Source organism: Rhabdothermus arcticus (assembly GCF_055382915.1).
The window spans coordinates 874,923-892,339 of the sequence record NZ_AP043808.1 but is presented as its reverse complement, the minus strand read 5'-3'; the positions used below and the strand labels follow the sequence as shown (position 1 = coordinate 892,339).

General features: G+C 67.9%; 19 protein-coding genes. 10 read left to right on the top strand and 9 right to left on the bottom strand.

Going from position 1 to position 17,417, the window contains the following annotated elements:
* Nucleotides 1-11: 11 nt before the first annotated feature.
* A complete protein-coding gene (gene uvrC, locus ACZ48Y_RS04650; protein ID WP_464742640.1) occupies nucleotides 12-1,805 on the bottom strand; it encodes an excinuclease ABC subunit UvrC in 1,794 nt (597 codons plus the stop codon).
* Between the two features lie 37 nt (nucleotides 1,806-1,842).
* Between uvrC and ACZ48Y_RS04645 the strand changes: the two genes are divergently transcribed.
* Entirely contained in the window at nucleotides 1,843-2,223 is a 381-nt protein-coding gene (locus tag ACZ48Y_RS04645) for an NADH-quinone oxidoreductase subunit 15 (protein WP_464742638.1), read from the top strand.
* Here ACZ48Y_RS04645 and ACZ48Y_RS04640 read toward each other — a convergent pair.
* From ACZ48Y_RS04640 to ACZ48Y_RS04610, 7 genes are read right to left on the bottom strand one after another with little or no spacing between them, the layout of a single operon-like run.
* The gene (locus ACZ48Y_RS04640) at nucleotides 2,220-2,636 is read right to left on the bottom strand and encodes a disulfide oxidoreductase (RefSeq protein WP_464742636.1); all 417 of its coding nucleotides are present in this window, start codon (nucleotides 2,634-2,636) and stop codon (nucleotides 2,220-2,222) included. The genes ACZ48Y_RS04645 and ACZ48Y_RS04640 overlap by 4 nt on opposite strands.
* Nucleotides 2,633-3,556, bottom strand: a complete 924-nt coding sequence (gene ftsY / locus ACZ48Y_RS04635; protein ID WP_464742634.1) for a signal recognition particle-docking protein FtsY — start codon at nucleotides 3,554-3,556, stop codon at nucleotides 2,633-2,635. Before ftsY ends, ACZ48Y_RS04640 begins: the two co-directional genes overlap by 4 nt.
* A 3-nt stretch (nucleotides 3,557-3,559) precedes the next feature.
* Nucleotides 3,560-4,978 (bottom strand): glutamate--tRNA ligase, encoded by a 1,419-nt coding sequence (gene gltX, locus ACZ48Y_RS04630; RefSeq protein WP_464742632.1) that lies wholly within the window; start codon nucleotides 4,976-4,978, stop codon nucleotides 3,560-3,562.
* Between the two features lie 5 nt (nucleotides 4,979-4,983).
* Nucleotides 4,984-5,418, bottom strand: coding sequence for a hypothetical protein (locus ACZ48Y_RS04625; RefSeq protein WP_464742630.1), 435 nt, complete (start codon nucleotides 5,416-5,418; stop codon nucleotides 4,984-4,986).
* Between the two features lie 3 nt (nucleotides 5,419-5,421).
* Nucleotides 5,422-6,060 (bottom strand): bifunctional phosphoribosyl-AMP cyclohydrolase/phosphoribosyl-ATP diphosphatase HisIE, encoded by a 639-nt coding sequence (gene hisIE, locus ACZ48Y_RS04620; RefSeq protein ID WP_464742628.1) that lies wholly within the window; start codon nucleotides 6,058-6,060, stop codon nucleotides 5,422-5,424.
* Nucleotides 6,057-6,830 (bottom strand): imidazole glycerol phosphate synthase subunit HisF, encoded by a 774-nt coding sequence (gene hisF, locus ACZ48Y_RS04615; protein WP_464742626.1) that lies wholly within the window; start codon nucleotides 6,828-6,830, stop codon nucleotides 6,057-6,059. Before hisF ends, hisIE begins: the two co-directional genes overlap by 4 nt.
* Nucleotides 6,831-6,840: 10 nt before the next feature.
* Nucleotides 6,841-8,070: a class I SAM-dependent RNA methyltransferase gene (locus ACZ48Y_RS04610; RefSeq protein ID WP_464742624.1), complete on the bottom strand. Its 1,230-nt coding sequence runs from the start codon at nucleotides 8,068-8,070 to the stop codon at nucleotides 6,841-6,843.
* A gap of 32 nt (nucleotides 8,071-8,102) precedes the next feature.
* Here ACZ48Y_RS04610 and ACZ48Y_RS04605 point away from each other — a divergent pair, with 32 nt between their 5' ends.
* The 9 genes from ACZ48Y_RS04605 to ACZ48Y_RS04565 all read left to right on the top strand — a co-directional run bounded on the left by ACZ48Y_RS04605 (nucleotide 8,103) and on the right by ACZ48Y_RS04565 (nucleotide 17,173).
* Nucleotides 8,103-8,873, top strand: a complete 771-nt coding sequence (locus ACZ48Y_RS04605) for an ABC transporter substrate-binding protein (protein ID WP_464742622.1) — start codon at nucleotides 8,103-8,105, stop codon at nucleotides 8,871-8,873.
* 56 nt (nucleotides 8,874-8,929) lie between these two features.
* Complete coding sequence (locus tag ACZ48Y_RS04600; protein WP_464742620.1) at nucleotides 8,930-9,745, top strand: amino acid ABC transporter permease; 816 nt, start codon at nucleotides 8,930-8,932, stop codon at nucleotides 9,743-9,745.
* Between the two features lie 43 nt (nucleotides 9,746-9,788).
* Complete coding sequence (locus ACZ48Y_RS04595) at nucleotides 9,789-9,926, top strand: hypothetical protein (protein ID WP_464742618.1); 138 nt, start codon at nucleotides 9,789-9,791, stop codon at nucleotides 9,924-9,926.
* Nucleotides 9,913-12,576: a plasma-membrane proton-efflux P-type ATPase gene (locus ACZ48Y_RS04590; RefSeq protein WP_464742616.1), complete on the top strand. Its 2,664-nt coding sequence runs from the start codon at nucleotides 9,913-9,915 to the stop codon at nucleotides 12,574-12,576. The genes ACZ48Y_RS04595 and ACZ48Y_RS04590 overlap by 14 nt, the downstream gene beginning before the upstream one ends.
* Nucleotides 12,577-12,638: 62 nt before the next feature.
* On the top strand, nucleotides 12,639-13,667 hold the full coding sequence (locus ACZ48Y_RS04585) for an amino acid ABC transporter substrate-binding protein (RefSeq protein WP_464742614.1): 1,029 nt from the start codon (nucleotides 12,639-12,641) through the stop codon (nucleotides 13,665-13,667).
* A 61-nt stretch (nucleotides 13,668-13,728) separates the two neighbouring features.
* The gene (locus ACZ48Y_RS04580; protein ID WP_464742612.1) at nucleotides 13,729-14,889 is read left to right on the top strand and encodes an amino acid ABC transporter permease; all 1,161 of its coding nucleotides are present in this window, start codon (nucleotides 13,729-13,731) and stop codon (nucleotides 14,887-14,889) included.
* Nucleotides 14,886-16,019 carry an amino acid ABC transporter permease gene (locus ACZ48Y_RS04575; RefSeq protein WP_464742610.1) on the top strand — a complete coding sequence of 378 codons (1,134 nt, stop codon included), beginning with the start codon at nucleotides 14,886-14,888 and terminating at the stop codon, nucleotides 16,017-16,019. Before ACZ48Y_RS04580 ends, ACZ48Y_RS04575 begins: the two co-directional genes overlap by 4 nt.
* Before the next feature lie 13 nt (nucleotides 16,020-16,032).
* A complete protein-coding gene (locus ACZ48Y_RS04570) occupies nucleotides 16,033-16,770 on the top strand; it encodes an amino acid ABC transporter ATP-binding protein (RefSeq protein ID WP_464742608.1) in 738 nt (245 codons plus the stop codon).
* Between the two features lies 1 nt (nucleotide 16,771).
* Nucleotides 16,772-17,173 carry a hypothetical protein gene (locus tag ACZ48Y_RS04565; RefSeq protein WP_464742606.1) on the top strand — a complete coding sequence of 134 codons (402 nt, stop codon included), beginning with the start codon at nucleotides 16,772-16,774 and terminating at the stop codon, nucleotides 17,171-17,173.
* Here ACZ48Y_RS04565 and ACZ48Y_RS04560 read toward each other — a convergent pair.
* Nucleotides 17,094-17,378, bottom strand: a complete 285-nt coding sequence (locus ACZ48Y_RS04560) for a hypothetical protein (RefSeq protein WP_464742604.1) — start codon at nucleotides 17,376-17,378, stop codon at nucleotides 17,094-17,096. The genes ACZ48Y_RS04565 and ACZ48Y_RS04560 overlap by 80 nt on opposite strands.
* Nucleotides 17,379-17,417: the final 39 nt, after the last annotated feature.

Genomic DNA, 17,417 nt, shown 5'->3' with positions numbered 1-17,417 from the left:
GAGGCCCCATCCTACCCCGAGGTCGCGGTTTCTTCTTCAAGGGCGGCCTTCAAGGCCGCCGCCGCGCGGCGGTTGAAGCCGGGGAGGCGGGCCAGCGCCTCCACCGGGGCGGCCCGGACCTCCTCCAGGCTGGAGAAGGCCTCCAAGAGGGCCTTTTTGCGTTTTGGCCCGATGCCCGGAAGCCCGTCGAAGACGCTCTTTAAGGCGCGCTTTTTGCGCCGTTCGCGGCCAAAGCGCAGCGCCACCCGGTGGGCCTCGTCGCGGATGTGGATCAAGAGGCGGAGCCCGGGGTCGTCGAGGGGCAGGGCGAGCCGCCGTCCCGAGGGCAGGACCAGGGTCTCCTGGCGCTTTTCCAGCCCGACCAGGGGGAGCGCCAGGCCCGCGGCGCGGAGCCCAGCCTCGGCGGCGCGCAGCTGGCCCAGCCCGCCGTCGATCAGGAGCAGGTCCGGCGGGGGGCGTTCGGCGAGCTTTCCGGAAAAGCGCCGCCGCACCGCCTCCTCCATCGCGGCGTAGTCGTCGGGGTGGCCCTTGACCGTGCGAATGATCAGCCGGCGGTAGTCGGCCTTCTTGGGGCGCCCGCCTTCAAAGACGACGATCGAGGCCACGGTGTCCTCGCCGAAGAGGGTGCTGATGTCGAAGCCCTCGATGCGATAGGGGCGGGCGTCGAGACCGAGGTGGGCCTTGAGGCTCTTGAGGGCCGGGTGGTCGCCCTTGTTCTCCAGGTGGGAGAGCTCCGCCTTCAGCGCCTCGGCGGCGTTCTTGGCGGCGAGCTCAAGGAGGCGCCGCTTTTCCCCGCGGCGGGGCACCTTGAGCGCGACCTTGCGTCCGGCCCGCCGCCCAAGCGCCGCTTCCAGCGTGGTCTGTTCCGGGATGGGAAAGGGGAGGAGCACCGCCCTCGGCAGGGGGTGGGCTTCGAGGTAGTAGTCGCGCAAGAAGGCATAGAGCAGGGCCTCGTTCTCCACCTCGCCGACGTCCTCGACGAAGCGGGCCACGCGGCCGAGGACCCGGCCCTTGCGCACCTGGAAGAGCTGCACGCTGGCGTACCCCCCGCTACGGGCCAGGCCGACGAAGTCCAGGTCCGCGTGCGCCTTGAGCACCGCCTGCTGCTCGGTGGCGAAGAACGCCTTGAGGGCCTGGATCGTGTCCCTGAGCGCGGCGGCGCGCTCGAAGAGCAGGGCCCGCGCGGCCTCCCGCATCTCGGCCTCGAGCTCGGCGAGGACCGCGTCCACCTCGCCGTCGAGGACCCGGGTCACCCGCTGGACCTCGCGGGCGTAGGCCTCGGGGTCGGCGAGCCCGGCGCAGGGCGCCAGGCAGCGCCCCATCGCGTGGTTCAGGCAGGGACGGCGCCGGGGCTTCATCGGGCTGCCGGAGTTCTTTCGCAGCCGAAAGTGGCGGTCGACGAAGGCCTGGATGCGGCGCACCGCCCCGGCGTTGGGAAAGGGACCCCAGTAGCGGGCCCCGTCCTCCTTGACCTGGCGCACCAGCTTGAGCATCGGGAAGGGTTCGCGGGTGAGCTTCAAAAAGGGGTAGTGCTTGTCGTCCTTCAAAAGGACGTTGAACGGCGGGCGGTGGGCCTTGATCAGGTTGGCCTCGAGCAGGAGGGCCTCGACCTCGTCGCGGGCGACGATGAACTCCAGGGCATCGGCGGCCTCGCGGATCTCCGCGGCCTTGCCCTCCCCGGGGAAGTAGCTGCGCACCCGCGCCCGCAGGTTCTTGGCCTTGCCGACGTAGAGGACCCCCTCCCCGCGCTTGAAGAGGTAGACGCCGGGGGACTCGGGAAGCGGGGGCAGGGCGCGGGCCTCCACGGTCGTTTGTCACTTTAGCCTGGCGTAAGATGGGCGTATGAGCGACGCCGCACTTTACGAGGCCTGGGCCGAGCTGCTCGAGTGGATGCGGACCTATGCCCGGGAGAAGGGGGTCCGCTTCATCGTCGAGGCCAACTTTCCCGCGGCGATCTACCGCCTGACCAAGCCCTACCCCTGGCCGACGCGGATCATGAGCGCCTCGCTGGCCTATCCGGAGAACGAGGAGCGCTTCTTCTTCGCCTACGTCAGCGAGCCCCACGCCGAGGACCGGCACGTGGGCATCCGCCCGATGAAGGCGCTCAAGCACCTCCACCTGCACCTGGGGCCGGAGGGGCTCGAGCTCGAGGGCCGGCCGTTCACCCAGCTGCGCTTCGAGCGGCTGGCCGAGACCGCGCGCAAGGCCCTCGCCCCGGCCTAGTCCTCCCGCACCAGGCTCATCGCCGTCAGGATCAATAGGAACGCGGTGAGGGCCATCAGCGGGATGGTGATGAAGCCGAAGTAGTTGACGTATTGCAGGTTGCAGGGGATCGGCGTGGCCTTGCAGGCCGTCGGCTGGAAGCCCGGGAGCTTTTGCTCCAGGTAGTGCAGGGTGCTGATCACCGCACCAACCCCGGCCAGGGTGAGGACGTAGGGGCGGATCCGGGCCTCGGCGCGGTAGACCGCAAGGCCCAGGATCAGCACCAGCGGGTACATCATGATCCGCTGGTACCAGCAGAGCTCGCAGGGGATGAAGCCCCGCACCTGCGAGAAGTAGAGGCTGCCCGCGGTGGCCACGATCGCGACCACCCAGGCGAAGGTCAACAGGAGGAGGTTTTGGGTCTCCCGTTTCACGCGGCCTCCCCCAAAAGGGCCTCGGCGTAGGCTCCGGCGTCGAAGGGCTGCAGGTCCTCCGGCCCTTCGCCGACCCCGATGAACTTGATCGGCACCCCGAGGGTGCGCACGATCGGAATGAGGATCCCGCCCTTGGCGGTGCCGTCGAGCTTGGTGACCACGACCCCGGTCAGGCCCACCGCCTCGTGGAAGGCCCGGGCCTGGTTCAGGCCGTTTTGGCCCACGGTGGCGTCGAGGACCAGCCAGACCTCCCCGGGCTCTCCGGGATCGGCCTTGCCGATCGCCCGTTTGACCTTCTTCAGCTCCTCCATCAGGTTCTTCTTGGTGTGCAGCCGACCGGCGGTGTCCACGAAGAGGAGGTCGTACCCCCGGGCCTTGCGCGCCTGGGCGGCGTCGAAGGCCAGCGCTGCGGGATCCGCGCCGGGCGGCGCGCTGATCACCGGGATGCCGAGCCGCTCCCCCCAGACCTCGAGCTGGGTGCCGCCGGCGGCGCGGAAGGTGTCCCCGGCGGCGAAGAGGACCTTTTTCCCCGCCGCCTGGTAGTACTGGCCGAGCTTGGCGATCGTGGTGGTCTTGCCGACCCCATTCACCCCGACCATCAGGACGACGTGGCCCTTGGGCTCGACGAGCTTTTTCCGCGCGTCGGGCTTGAAGCCGAGCTTGCGCAGCTTGCGCCGGCGCTCGTCGGGCTCGAGCTGGAGCATGATCGCCTGCTTGGTGGCCTCCTTGAGGTCCCGGGCGTTCTTGGCCCGGACCTCCTCGATGATCTCCTTGGCGGCCTCCACGCCGACGTCGGCGGCGATCAAGGCGAACTCCAGCTCTTCCAGGACCTCTTCCGGGTCGCCGCCCCAGGGCACGGCCTGGGTTAGGGCGTCCTTGGTCTTCTTGAGCCCCTGCTTGAGTCGGTTGAACCAGGACATCGGCTACGATTCTACGCGCGCGAGCGCCCGGTCAATGCGCCTTAGCACGGTTTCCTTGCCCAAGACCTCGAGCATCTCGTACATTCCCGGGGTGGCCAGGCGGCCGCTGATCGCCGCGCGCAGGGGCTGCATCACCTTGCGCAGCTTGAGCCCGCGCTCCTCGGCGAACCCTTTGAGCGCGGCCTCGGTCGTGGCCTGATCGAAGTCCGGCAGGCTGGCCAGGACCTCCCGGAGCGCCCGCAGGATCTCCGCCCCCTTCTCGATCTCCTTGAGCGCCTTCTCCTCGTAGTCGAAGTCGTCGGTAAAGAAGTAGCGGGCCTTCTCCACGAACTCCTGAAGGGTCTCAAACCGCGGGCGCATCAGCTCCAGGACCCGCTTTAAATAGGCTTCGGACTTCCAGTCCAACCCCGCGGCGCGCAGGAAGGGCTTGACCCGCTCGGCGAGCGCCTCCAGGCTCAGCACCTCGCGGATGTACTTGCCGTTCATCCAGATTAGCTTCTCGTAGTCGAAGACCGGCGCGCCGACGTGGACCCGTTTCCAGTCAAAGGCCTCGATCATCTCCTCGAGGCTGAAGATCTCCCGTCCGTCGGGCATGGAAAAGCCCATCAGCGCGAGGTAGTTCAAAAGCGCTTCGGGCAGGATGCCCTGGGACCGGAACGCCTCGACGCTGGTGTGGCCGGTCCTTTTCGAGAGCTTGGCCCCGCCCGGGGCGCGCAGCAGGGGCATGTGGTAGAACTTGGGCAGCGGCCAGCCGAAGGCCCGATAGAGCAGCACGTGGATTGGGGTGGAGACCAGCCACTCCTCCCCGCGGATGACGTCGGTGACCCCCATCAGGTGGTCGTCGACGACGTTGGCCAGGTGGTAGGTGGGGTAGCCGTCGGACTTCAAGAGCACCGCGTCGGGGATCTCCTGGTTGTCGTAGACCACGGTCCCCCGAAGCTCGTCCTTGACCTCGGTGGTCCCCGGCCGGGGCACCTTGAGGCGGATTACGTGGGGCTCGCCCGCGGCCGCCCGGGCCTCGGCCTCCTCCGGTGGGATGTTCCGGGCGCGGCCGTCGTAGCCGCCCTTCTCCTTGCGGATTCGTTCGAGCTCCTCGGGGGTTTCGAAGGCCCGGTAGGCCCAGCCCAGCTGGATCAGCTTCTCCGCCTGCGCGCGGTAGATCGGGAGCCGCTCGGACTGCCGGTAGGGGGCGTGGGGCCCGCCCTTGTCCGGTCCCTCGTCGTAGTCCAGCCCGAGCCAGCGCAGCATCTCCAGGATGCGCGCCTCGGCCCCGGGGACGTAGCGGGCGCGGTCGGTGTCCTCGATGCGGACGATGAAGCGCCCCCGGTGTTTCCGCGCCCAGACGTAGTTGAAGAGCGCGATGTAGGCGGTGCCCACGTGGGGGTCGCCGGTGGGGGAGGGGGCGATGCGGGTCGTGACCATGGGGCTCATTCTAGCCGGAAGGTGGCCTGGCCCTTGAGCTCGCCGTTGAAGAGGACGTACACCGTCCAGGTTCCCGGATGGGCGCGAACCTTCTCGGGGGTGAGGTGGAGGTAGGCGTAGGTGCGGATCGCGCGCCCGATCCAGGCCGGCCGGACCTCGAGGGGGTAGGCGATCCGGACCAGGGATCCCTTGGGGGGTAAGAGGTAGAGCTCCACCGGAAGACGCCCCACGTCCGCGGCCGCAAAGCGCCAGGTGAGGACGAAGACGATCGCCGGGTCGTCGGCGGTGAAGACCCGGCGGGGGTCCTCGATGCGGTAGGTCTCGAGCCGGGCGGGGTCGAAGGCGGGGCCGGGGACGCCGAGCTCAAGCCCCGCGAGCCGGGCTCCGAGGGCGAGGGGAAGGGTCCAAAGGAGCAGGACCAGCATCCAGCGCCGTTGCATGCCTTAGGTCTGGTGCTCCTGGGGGCGGTGCCGCCGGGCCAGCTCCGCGGCCAGGTCGTCCGGGGTGAGGCCCAGCTCGGCGAGGGTCAGGAGCAGGTGAAAGTAGAGGTCGGCGGCCTCCCAGCGAAGCTCGTCCCGGTCCCGGTTCTTGGCTGCGAGGATGACCTCGCCGGCCTCCTCCGCGATCTTCTTGAGCAGGCGGTCCAGCCCGGCCCGGTGCAGCCTGGTCACGTAGGACCCCTCGGGGAGGGTCTTTAGCCGCGCTTGGAGGGTGGCGAACACCTCCTCGGTGACCGCGCCGAGGGTGGGTCGGGCTTCGCGGTGGGCCTTGATGGGGTTGTGGAAGCAGGTACGCTTCCCGGTGTGACAGGCGGGGCCGTGGGGGATCGCCTTGTAGAGCACCGCGTCGCCGTCGCAGTCGAGGATGACCTCGACGACCTCCTGGACGTTGCCGCTTTCTTCCCCCTTCTTCCAGAGGCGTTGCCGGGAGCGGGAGAAGAAGTGCGCGAAGCCGGTCTCGAGGGTCTTTTCGATCGCCTCGCGGTTGGCCCAGGCCAGGGTGAGGACCTCACCGGTCTGGGCGTTCTGCAGGATCACCGGGACCAGGCCGCGCTCGTCGAAGCGGATCCGATCGAGGTTCATGCGGCCTCCTCGGCGGGGCGGATGGGGAGGCCCGCCTCCGCCAGGTAGCGTTTGAGCTCGGGGATCGGGATCTCGCCGAAGTGGAAGACGCTGGCCGCGAGCGCGGCGTCTGCCTGACCGGTGGTGAAGGCCTCGGCGAAATGCTCGGGGCGGCCCGCGCCCCCGGAGGCGATCACCGGGATGCCCACTGCCTCGGCTACTGCCCGGGTGAGCTCGAGGTCGTAGCCCGCCTTGGTCCCGTCGCGGTCCATTGAGGTCAGAAGGATCTCCCCGGCCCCGAGCCGCTCGCCCTCGCGGGCCCAGGCCACCGCGTCCAGCCCGGTGGGCTCGCGCCCCCCCTTGACGTAGACCTCCCAGCCCCCGTCCTCGCGGCGCTTGGCGTCGATCGCCAGCACCACCGCTTGGGCGCCGAAGTGCTCGGAGAGCTCAGTGATCAGCGCCGGGCGGCGCACCGCCGCCGAGTTCACGCTCACCTTGTCGGCGCCGGCGAGGAGCAGGGCGCGGGCGTCCTCCAGGCTGCGCACCCCGCCGCCCACGGTGAAGGGAATGAAGACCGAGGCCGCCACCCGTTCGACGATCTCCAGCATGATCGCTCGGGCCTCGAAGGTAGCGGTGATGTCCAAGAAGACCAGCTCGTCGGCGCCGGCGGCGTCGTAGGCGCGGGCGGCCTCGACCGGGTCCCCGGCGTCCCTGAGGTCGACGAAGTTCACCCCTTTGACCACGCGTCCAGCGTGGACGTCGAGGCAGGGGATGATGCGTCTTGCCAGCACGGCCGAGATTCTACCGCACCAAGAGTGAGAGGACCTCGACGTGGTGGGTGTAAGGAAAGAAGTCGTAGGGCCGAACGAAGGCCGGCCGGTAGCCCCCGCGCCGGACCAGCTCGCCGAGGTCGCGGGCCCAGGTCGCCGGGTCGCAGGCGACGTAGAGCAGCTTTTTCGGCCCGTGTTCGATCAAGTGCTCGCGCAGATCGGGGCTCAGCCCGGCCCGCGGGGGGTCGAGGGCCACCAGGTCCGCAGGCAGCCGCTTTGCGAGGGCGCGCGCGTCCTCCCGGAAAAAGCGCAGGTTTTCCACCCCTTGCTTGCGCGCGTTTTTCTGCCCCAGCTGCACCGCCCGGGCGTGGATCTCGATCGCCTCCACCTCCTGGTAGCGCCTGGCCAGGTGCAGTCCCAAGACACCCACCCCGGCGAAGACCTCGACCGCCCGTTTCCCCTCGCCGGCCAGTTCGGCGGCCTCCCGAAAGAGGGCTCCGGCGGCGAGGGGGTTGACCTGGGAGAAGGTCACCGGGTCCACCGGGGCAAGAACCCCGCCGAAGTCCTCCATTAAGAGCTTTTTCCCCGCCAGATGCGCGGTGCGGCCGCGAAAGCGCCCCCTGGGGTCGGCCTCCGCCCACCAGACCCCGGCGATTCCCTCGGCCACCATGCGCTCGGCCATCTTGGCGAGGCCACGGCGGGTGGGGCTGATCAGGGCCACCAGGGCCGTGCCTTCCTTGAAGCTGCCCTTGATCGCCACCTCCTGGACGTCGATCAGCGGCCAGGTGGCCAGCTGGCGGCGGGTGGCCTCGACGCAGGGGGCGACGAGCGGGTCGGCCTCGATGGGGACCGGGGTCTGGCTTTTCGGGTGGCGGTAGCCGAGGCCGCCGGTGGGCAACCGCAGGTACTGGGCCGCGGTGCGGTAGCCGAGGGCCTTGGGCGAGGGGCGGATGGGGGCCACCTCGGCCTCGACCCGCCCGATGCGGGCGAGGGCTTCCTCGACGAAGCCCTGCTTGACCTCGAGCTGGGCCGGGTAGCGCAGGGGGAGGTCGGCGGTCGGGGGCAGGGGCAGGGTCTCCCGCTCCGGCGAGGGTTCGAGCACCCGCACCACCGTCCCTTCGAGGTGATGCTTTCTTCGCGTCACCTCGGCCTCGACCCGTTCCCCGGGAAGGCCGCCCCGGACCAGGGCCACCCCTTCCTCGGTGCGGGCCAGCCCCAGGCCGCCGATCACCAGTTTTTCGATTCGCAACGTCACGCGCACAGCTATGTATAATTCTGCTCGAGGTGACGCGTATGAGGAAATATTTAACCATTGGTCTTGCGTTCCTGCTTCTGGCTTCTCTTGGGTTCGCGGCGAAGTTCCGCACCTTCGCCGAGATCAAGCAGTCGGGCAAGGTGGTCATCGGCACTGAAGGGGAGTTCCCGCCCTTCAACTACTTTGACGAGAAGAACCAGCTGGTCGGCTTCGACATCGACATCGGCAACGCCTTGGCTGAGAAGCTCGGCCTTGTGCCAGAGTGGAAGGCCCAGCCCTTCGACACCCTGCTGATCGCGCTGAACCAGGGCCGCTTCGACTTCGTCATCGCCTCTCACACGATCACCCCGGAGCGGGCCAAGGCGGTGGACTTCTCCAAGCCCTACTACTGCACGGGCAACGTGATCGTCTCCCGTCCCGGCGGTCCCAAGACCCCCGAGGAGCTCAAGGGCAAGGTGGTCGCGGTGCAGGTAGGCACCACCTACTACGACTGGGTGGTCGAGAACGTCCCCGGGGTGAAGGCGATCAAGACCTTCCCGACCAACCCGGCGGCGCTCGAGGCCCTGCTCTCCGGGCGCGTCGACGCCTGGGTCACCGACCAGTTCACCGCCCTGGAGGCGATCCAAAAGCGTGGCGTCAAGCTGCAGGTCTCCGACCTGCTGAACAAGGAGGAGATCGGGATCGCCGTGGCCAAGGGCAACAAGGGCTTGCTGACGGCCCTCAACAACGCCCTCGACGCGATCCTCGAGGACGGCACCTACGCGAAGATCTCCAAGAAGTGGTTCGGTAAGGACATCCGCTGCAAGTAATGCGTTGACCGGCGGGCCGGAAGGGGCCCGCCGGCCCCTTTTCTTTGGAGCCCACCTTGCGACTTCGCACCCTTGGACTCGCGCTCTTGGTCCTGGCCCTCGGCGTGCTCGGCTGGTTCGGGTTCTTCGAGCTGCTCTCGCGAGCTCTTGCAGTCTACCTGCGGGCGCTGGACTTCACCCCCGCCAAGGTGGCCTTCTACGCCGACTCTTTGCGCCGGGGCGCCGAGGTCACCCTCAAGCTCACCGTGATCAGCGCCAGCGCCGGGCTGGTCCTGGGGCTGATCGCGGGCATCTCCAAGCTCTCCCAAAACCCGCTCTTCCGCCTCCCCGCGGCCTTTTACATCTGGCTGGTGCGGGGCACGCCGCTCTTGGTGCAGATTCTCTTTGCCTACAACGGCCTGCCCTACCTGCTCGCGCCGCTCTGGGGGCGTCTCGAGGCCCTCGGCGCGCCGCCCTTGCAGGAGGTCCTCACCGACTACTGGGCGGCCTTCATCGCGCTCTCCTTCAACGTCGGGGCCTACAACGCCGAGGTCATCCGCGCTGGCATCCTGGCCATTCCCCGTGGGCAGTGGGAGGCGGCGCAGTCGCTCGGCCTCTCCCAGGCCCAGGTCATGCGCCACGTCGTCGTTCCCCAGGCGGTGCGGATCGTCGTCCCCCCGCTGGTGAACAACGTCGTGGCCCTCTTGAAGGACTCCTCCTTGGCCTACACGATCGGGCTCTTCGAGCTGGTCATGGCCGGGCAGCGCATCATCTCCGCGACCTTCCGCCCGGTGCCGATCTACCTCGCGGTCGCCGGGGTTTACCTTTTGCTCACCACCCTCCTCACCTTCTTCACCGACTGGATCGAGCGCCGCCTGCGGGCCCGGGGCTAACCTCCCTTTTGCACCGCGTAGACTAAGGCCAAAAGGAGGGAAGATGCCGGCAGATCCTTTGTTTCGTGTCTTCGAGGTGCTGGGGGTGGTGGTGATAATCGCGGTCCTCGCCTGGGGGAGCTACATCATCTACGACGACTGGCGCGAGAAGAAGGCGGAGGCGGGCCGTGCCCAGGATTGACGCGTTCGCCGACCTTCCCATCGAGGAGGCGCTCCGCCGCCTCGGGACCGACCCCGAACGGGGGCTTTCGCAACGGGAGGCCGAGGCCCGGCTCAAGACCTACGGTCCCAACGAGATCCCGGAAAAGGAAGAGCCCCTTTGGCATCGCATCCTGCGCCGGTTCTGGGGGCCCATTCCCTGGATGATCGAGGCCGCCGCGTTGCTCTCGGCGATGGTCCAGAAGTGGGAGGACTTCGCGATCATCCTCATCATGCTCTTCGTCAACGCCGGGGTCGACTTCTGGCAGGAGAGCCGCGCCCTCTCCGCCCTCGCGGTCTTGAAGGAAAAGCTTGCCAAGAAGGCGATCGTCCTGCGCGACGGCACCTGGCAAGAGGTCGAGGCCCGGGCGCTGGTCCCCGGGGACATCATCAAGCTCAAGATCGGGGACATCGTCCCCGCCGACGCCAAGCTGATCGGGGGCGGGGACTTCCTCCTCGTCGACCAGTCGGCGCTCACCGGCGAGAGCCTGCCGGTGACCAAGCGCCCCGGGGACGTCGTCTACTCCAACTCCATCGTCAAGCAGGGGGAGATGCTGGCCCTGGTGGTGGCCACTGGTTTGGAGACCTACTTCGGGCGCACGGTGCGGCTGGTGGCGCGGGCCGAGCACGAGGAGCGCAGTCACTTTCAGGAGCTCGTCATCCGCGTCGGCAACTTCCTCATCGGGCTGGCGATCCTGGTGGTGTCGGTGATGGTCATCGTCGAGCTGGGGCGGGGGCGGCCCTGGGAGGAGATCCTTCGCTTCGCCCTGGTGCTCACCGTGGCCTCGATCCCGGTCGCCCTGCCGGCGGTGCTGACGGTGACGATGGCCGTGGGAGCGCTCAGTCTGGCCCGGCGGCAGGTCATCGTCAGCCGCCTGGCCTCGATCGAGGAGCTCGCCGGCATCGACGTCCTGGCCTCGGACAAGACCGGCACCCTGACCCAGAACCGGATGACCGTCGCCGACCCTTATGTGGTCGCGGGGTTTACCCCCGAGGACCTGATGTTCTACGCCGCCCTGGCCTCGAAGGAGGAGAACAAAGACCCCATCGAGGCGCCGATCTTCGCGTGGCTCAAGGAAAAGGGCCTCTACGAGCGGCTTTCGCGCTACCGGCAGCTGCGCTTCGTTCCCTTCGACCCGGTGAAAAAGCGCACCGAGGCCCTGGTCGAGGGGGAGGGACGGCGGTTTTGGGTGACCAAGGGCGCGCCCCAGGTCGTCCTCGAGCTCTCCAGCCTGGAGGACGCGGCCCGTGCCGAGGCTCAAAAGCAGGTCGAGGCCTTCGCCGAGAACGGGTTTCGCACCCTGGGGGTGGCCTACCGGCCGGAGGACGCCGAGGCCTACACCTTCGTCGGCCTGATCCCGCTCTTCGACCCGCCTCGCCCGGACTCCAAGGCGGCGATCGAGGAGGCCCGGCGCTACGGCGTCGAGGTCAAGATGGTCACCGGCGACAACCTGGCGATCGCGCGCTACATCGCCCGCCTGCTGGGGATCGGCGAACGCATCCTCTCCGCCCGCGAGCTGAAAGGGGAGACCTACGAGGAGTACGCGATCCTCGCCGAGGTGATCGCAAAGGCGATCTTCGAGGTGGAGGGCGTCTCCGAGGAGGAGGCCCGGGCCAAGGCCAGGACCATCGCCGAGCTGGTCAGGAAGGAGCTGGAGAACAAAAAGCTCCCCCGTGGCTTCGTCAAGCGCCACGAGTCGGAGATCATCCGCCTCATCGAGGAGGCCAATGGCTTCGCCGAGGTCTTCCCCGAGGACAAGTACTTCATCGTCGACAAGTTGCAAAAGGCCGGGCACTACGTGGGCATGACCGGGGACGGGGTCAACGACGCCCCGGCGCTGCGCAAGGCGGACGCGGGCATCGCCGTCTCCGGGGCCACCGACGCCGCCCGGGCGGCGGCCGCGCTGGTCCTCTTGGCCCCGGGGTTGCGGGTGATCGTGCGGGCGATCGAGATCGCCCGCCAGATCTTCGGCCGGATGGAGGCCTACACCGTCTACCGCATCGCGGAGACGATCCGGGTGATCTTTTTCATGGCCTTTTCCATCCTCTTGCTCGGGTTCTACCCGGTCACCGCGTTGATGATTATCCTTCTGGCCCTGCTCAACGACATCCCCATCCTGGCGATCGCCTACGACCGGGCCAAGATCAGCCCCAAGCCGGTGCGCTGGGACATGTACGAGATCCTGGTCATGGCCAGCGTGCTGGGGTTTGCCGGGGTCGCTTCCTCCTTCACCCTTTTCTTCCTCCTCGACGAGTACTGGCGGCTGCCCCACGACCTGATCCAGTCGATCATCTTCACCAAGCTGGTCGTCGCCGGTCACGGGACGATCTACAACACCCGGGTCAAGGACTGGTTTTTTAAACGCCCGCTGCCCTCCGCGATCCTCTACCTGGCGACCTTCGGGACCCGCTTTCTGGGGACGGTGATCGCGGTCTACGGGTTCGGGCTCATGACCCCCGTCGGCTGGGGCTGGGGGCTCTTCATCTGGGGGTACGCGGCGGCCTGGTTCCTCTTCAACGACGCGATGAAGATGTGGGTGCTGCAGATGTACTGGAAAAAGCGCTTCCTCTTTGCCCCCGGGCACTTCACGTTGCTCAAGCGCCTGGCGCGGGGCGAGGAGGGGCGGCCTTAGACCCCTTGCAACCTTCCTCCTGGGTTGCTAGCCTGGGGCCACCTCGGAGGGAGGTTTTAAATATGCGCAACCTATTCGGACTGTTGGCGATCCTGGTCTTGGCCCTGGGTACCCTGGGCATGGCGGAGAAGTCGCGCATGGACGTGGTCAAGGCGCGCGGCAAGCTGATCTGCGGGGTCAACGGCAAGGCCCCCGGCTTCGGCTACGTCGACGAGAAGACCGGGCAGTACGTGGGCTTCGACGTCGATTTTTGCCGCGCGGTGGCCGCCGCGCTCTTCGATGACCCCGGCAAGGTCGAGTACGTTCCCCTGACCGCGAAGGCGCGCTTCAACGCGATCCAGACCGGCGAGGTGGACGTGGTCTTTCGCAACACCACGATCACCACCAGCCGCGACGGAGCGGTCGGGGTGGACTTCCTCCCGGTCAACTTCTACGACGGTCAGGGGGTGATGGTGCAAAAGGACCTGGGGGTGACCTCGGTCTACGAGCTCGAGGGCGCCACCGTCTGCACCAACCAGGGGACGACAACCGAGAAGAACTGGACGGACTTCGTCCGCGCCCAGGGCTGGAAGGGCAACAAGCTCTTGACCTTCGAGTCCTTCGACAAGGTCTTCAACGCCTTCCTCTCCGGCCGCTGCGACGCGGTGACCACCGACAAGTCCGGCCTGGTGGGCTGGAAGGCCAAGGCCCCGGACCCCGAGGCGCTGGTGATCCTCCCCGAGACGCTCTCCAAGGAACCCCTCGCCGGGTTCACCTTCCAAAACGACTCCCGCTGGCGCGACGCGTTGACCTGGATCGTCTACGCCACGATCCAGGCGGAGGAGTTCGGCATCGGCCAGAAGAACCTCGACGCCGCCTTGAAGAGTGATAAGCCCGCGTTCAAGCGCTTCCTCGGCGTCGAGGGGACCCTGGGCGAGGGGCTTGGCCTGAGCAACGACTTCGTCGCCCGGGTGATTCGCCACGTGGGGAACTACGGCGAGATCTACGACCGCCACCTCGGGCCCAACTCGCCCTTCTACATCCCCCGCAAGGGCAGCCTCAACGACCTCTACACCCGCGGCGGGTTGATGTACTCGCCCCCCTTCCGCTAAGTTGCGTGATGCCTTGTGTGCCGCGGCGGCCCCATTAGGGGCCGCCTTCTAGAGGACAAAGATGCAGCGCGTTCCCTTTTACAAAGACATCCGCGTGCTCGGGGTGCTGTTGCAACTCGGGGTGAGCCTCGCCGTCCTTGGGGCCCTCTTCTTCCTCGGCTACACCGCCTACCAGGGGATGGTGGCCCGGGGCATCCCCTTTACCTTTTCCTTCCTCGGGCAGGAGGCCGGCTTCACCATCTCCGAGGGGAAGACGCTGGCGTTCGAGGGCCATCGCCTGGTCCTCCGTCCCTTCATGCCCTCCGACGCCTACTGGCAGGCCTTCTTCACCGGCGTCTACAACACCCTCCGGGTTTCGATCGCGGGCATCGTCCTGACCACGCTGCTCGGGGTCTTGGTCGGGGTGGGTCGGCTCTCCTCGAACTGGCTGGTCAACCGTCTCTCCTTCGCCTTCGTCGAGCTGGTGCGCAACACCCCACTCCTGGTGCAGATGTTCTTCTGGTACTTCGGGGCGATGTTGAAGCTGCCCCCGGTGCGTCAGGCGAGCGAGGTCTTCGGCCTGGTGATTAGCCAGCGCGGGCTCTTCGTGCCCTGGCCGGTCCCCGGCCCCGGCTGGGCAGCCTTCGCCCCCTTCTTTTGGGCCGCGCTCTTCGTCATCCTCCTCGGGCTCTTTTGGGGCCGGGGGCGGCGTTGGCTGCTGGGCCTCGGAGCCCTCGCGCTGGTCGTCGGCTTCCTGGTGGCCGGGGAGCCTCTGGTCCTCTCGGTGCCGGAAAAGCGCGGGTTCCGCGTGGTCGGCGGGGCCCAGCTCAGCCCGGAGTACTCCGCGGTGTTGCTCTCGCTCGTCGTCTACACCGCCTCCTACATCGCCGAGATCGTGCGCGGGGCGATCCTCTCCCTGCCCCGGGGGCAGTGGGAGGCGGCACGCTCCTTGGGCCTGAGCTACGGCCAGACCCTGCGCCTGGTCATCCTGCCCCAGGCGATGCGCATCATCGTCCCTCCGCTGGGCAACCAGTACCTCAACCTCACCAAGAACTCTTCGCTGGCGATTGCGGTGGGCTACCCGGACCTCTTCAACGTCTACGGCACCATCGCCAACCAGTCCGGGCGCAGTTTGGAGGGCATCCTCATCGTGATGGGCGTCTACCTCACGCTCAGCCTGACGATCAGCGCCCTGGTCAACGCCTACAACCGCCGGGTGGCGCTTAAGGGGGCGGCGCGATGATCTGGAGCTGGATCAAGGACAACCTCTTCAACGGCCCCTGGAACACCCTGCTGACCCTGGTCACCGGCTACCTGCTGGTGGTGGTAGGCCGCGCGGTCCTCGTTTGGGCGTTCACCGAGGCGCGCTGGGACGTGATCCCCAACAACTTCCGCCTCCTTATGGTCGGTCCCTACCCACCGGAGGCGATCTGGCGAGTCTGGGTCGCGCTCGCGGTCTTCCTCTTCGTGGTGGGGTTCACCGCCGGGGCGCTGGCCCGCGTGGGGCGGGGGTTCTGGCTCGGCGCGCCGGTCGCTGCGGGCCTCGTTTGGCTCCTGGCCTGGCCGGTCCTACTGCCGGCGAGCCGCGCCGGGCTCTTCGCCGCGCTCGCCGCGGGGCTTTTGGGCCTGGCCCTGGCCGCGCGCCTTCCAAGGCGGCGCTCGGCCCGGCTCGCGGTCCTGGTCTGGTTCGTCGGGCTCCTGGTCTCCCTCGAGGTCCTGGCTGGGGTGCCGACGAACCGCTGGGGCGGTCTCTTGCTCACCGTCGTGGCCACCCTCTTCGCGGTGGCGCTGGCCTTTCCCCTGGGGCTCGCGCTGGCGCTCGGGCGGACCAGCAAGATGCCGGTGATCAGCTTCCTCTCCACCCTCTACATCGAGCTCGTGCGCGGGGTGCCCCTGGTCACCGTCCTCTTTCTGGCCTGGATCATGGTCCCGCTCTTCGTCCCCGAGAACTTCCGTGTGCCCCAGCTGGTGCGGGGGATCGCGGGGTTCGTCCTCTTTGCCGCGGCCTACCTCGCCGAGTACGTCCGCGGCGGGCTGCAGGGCGTGCCCAAAGGGCAGTGGGAGGCGGCCTGGGCGCTCGGCCTCTCGGGGCTGCACACGGTGGTCTTCGTCATCCTGCCGCAGGCGATCCGGGCGGTGATCCCGGCGTTGATCGGGCAGGCGATCGCGATCTTCAAGGACACCTCGCTCTTCATCATCATCGGGATCCTGGACCTGCTCTCGATGGCCCAGGCGGTGCTTTCGAACCCCAAGTACCTGGGGCTCGAGCGCGAGGTGTACCTCTTCTTGATGCTCGTCTACTTCCTGGGGGCGGCGACGCTCTCCTACCTGTCCCGCCGGCTGGAGCGGGCGATGGGTCTGGGAAGCCGGTAGACTGGAGGTGTCGATGGAACCCATCATTCGCATGGAAAAGGTCAACAAGTGGTTTGGCGACCTGCACGTCTTGAAGGACGTGGACCTCGAGGTCGCCCCCGGGGAGGTGCTGGTGGTGATCGGCCCCTCGGGTTCGGGGAAGAGCACGCTGATCCGCACCATCAACCGGCTGGAGCCGATTCAAAAGGGGCGCATCGTCGTCGACGGGGTGGAGCTCAACGAGGACGTGCGCAACATCGAGGCGATCCGCCGCGAGGTGGGGATGGTCTTCCAGCAGTTCAACCTCTTCCCCCACATGACGATTTTGGAAAACGTCATCCTGGCCCCCACCAAGGTGCGCAAGCAGCCCCGGGAGGCCGCGGTGAAGAAGGCGATGGAGCTCCTGCAGCGGGTGGGGATCGCGGACCAGGCCCACAAGTACCCGGCCCAGCTCTCCGGCGGCCAGCAGCAGCGCGCCGCGATCGTCCGCGCCCTGGCGATGGAGCCCAAGATCATGCTCTTCGACGAGCCCACCAGCGCGCTCGACCCGGAGATGGTGGGGGAGGTCCTGGACGTGATGCGCGAGCTGGCCCGCTCGGGAATGACGATGATCGTGGTCACCCACGAGATGGGCTTCGCCCGGGACGTCGCCGACCGGGTGATCTTCATGGACGAGGGGCGGATCGTCGAGGAGGGGACCCCAGAGGCGATCTTCTCCCACCCCCAGCACGCGCGGACCAAGAACTTCCTGGCGCGGATCCTGCACCACTAGCATGCGGCCCGACCAGCGCGAGGCGGCCAAGCTCGTCTTCCTCGAGCTGCTCTTGATGCTGGTCTTCTTCCCGCCGGTCTACCTGCTGCCCTGGGGTCGGCTCGGGGAGGCCGCCCGGCTTGGGGCGTTCGTCGTGGGCCTGATCGCGCTTTTCGTCCTTGGGGCGGCGTTGCTTCAGGCCCGGCGGGGGGTCGAGACCCTCGAGGACTGGCGCGCCCTGGCCCTGCGCTTTGGCGTGGCCAGCGGTCTCTTCTTTTGGTTCGCCGGGCTCATGCAGCGTACCGGCGCCGGGGGCGGTGCGTTCCCCTGGCTCCTTGCGGTCCTCAGCCTGATGGCGTTCTTGGCGATGCCCCCGCCTCCGCAGGACGGGCGGCGTAGATCAACCAAAGCCCGAGACCGATGAGCAGGAGGGGGAGGAGGGCCTTGGCCAGGGCGAAGCCGATGACCAAGAGCACCAGGGGAAGCCCGAGGACCAGGGCCAGGGTGAGGGCCCCGAGGAGGACCGGCAGCAAGACCGCGAGCGCGATCAAGACGGCAAAGAGCGGCCCGATGAAGGGGACCAGCAGCAACAGGCCCAGGGCCAGGAGCAACCAGCCGAGTGTGCGCACCTTTTTATTCTACCCTCAGGTCTCCGTGCTAGCGTGAAG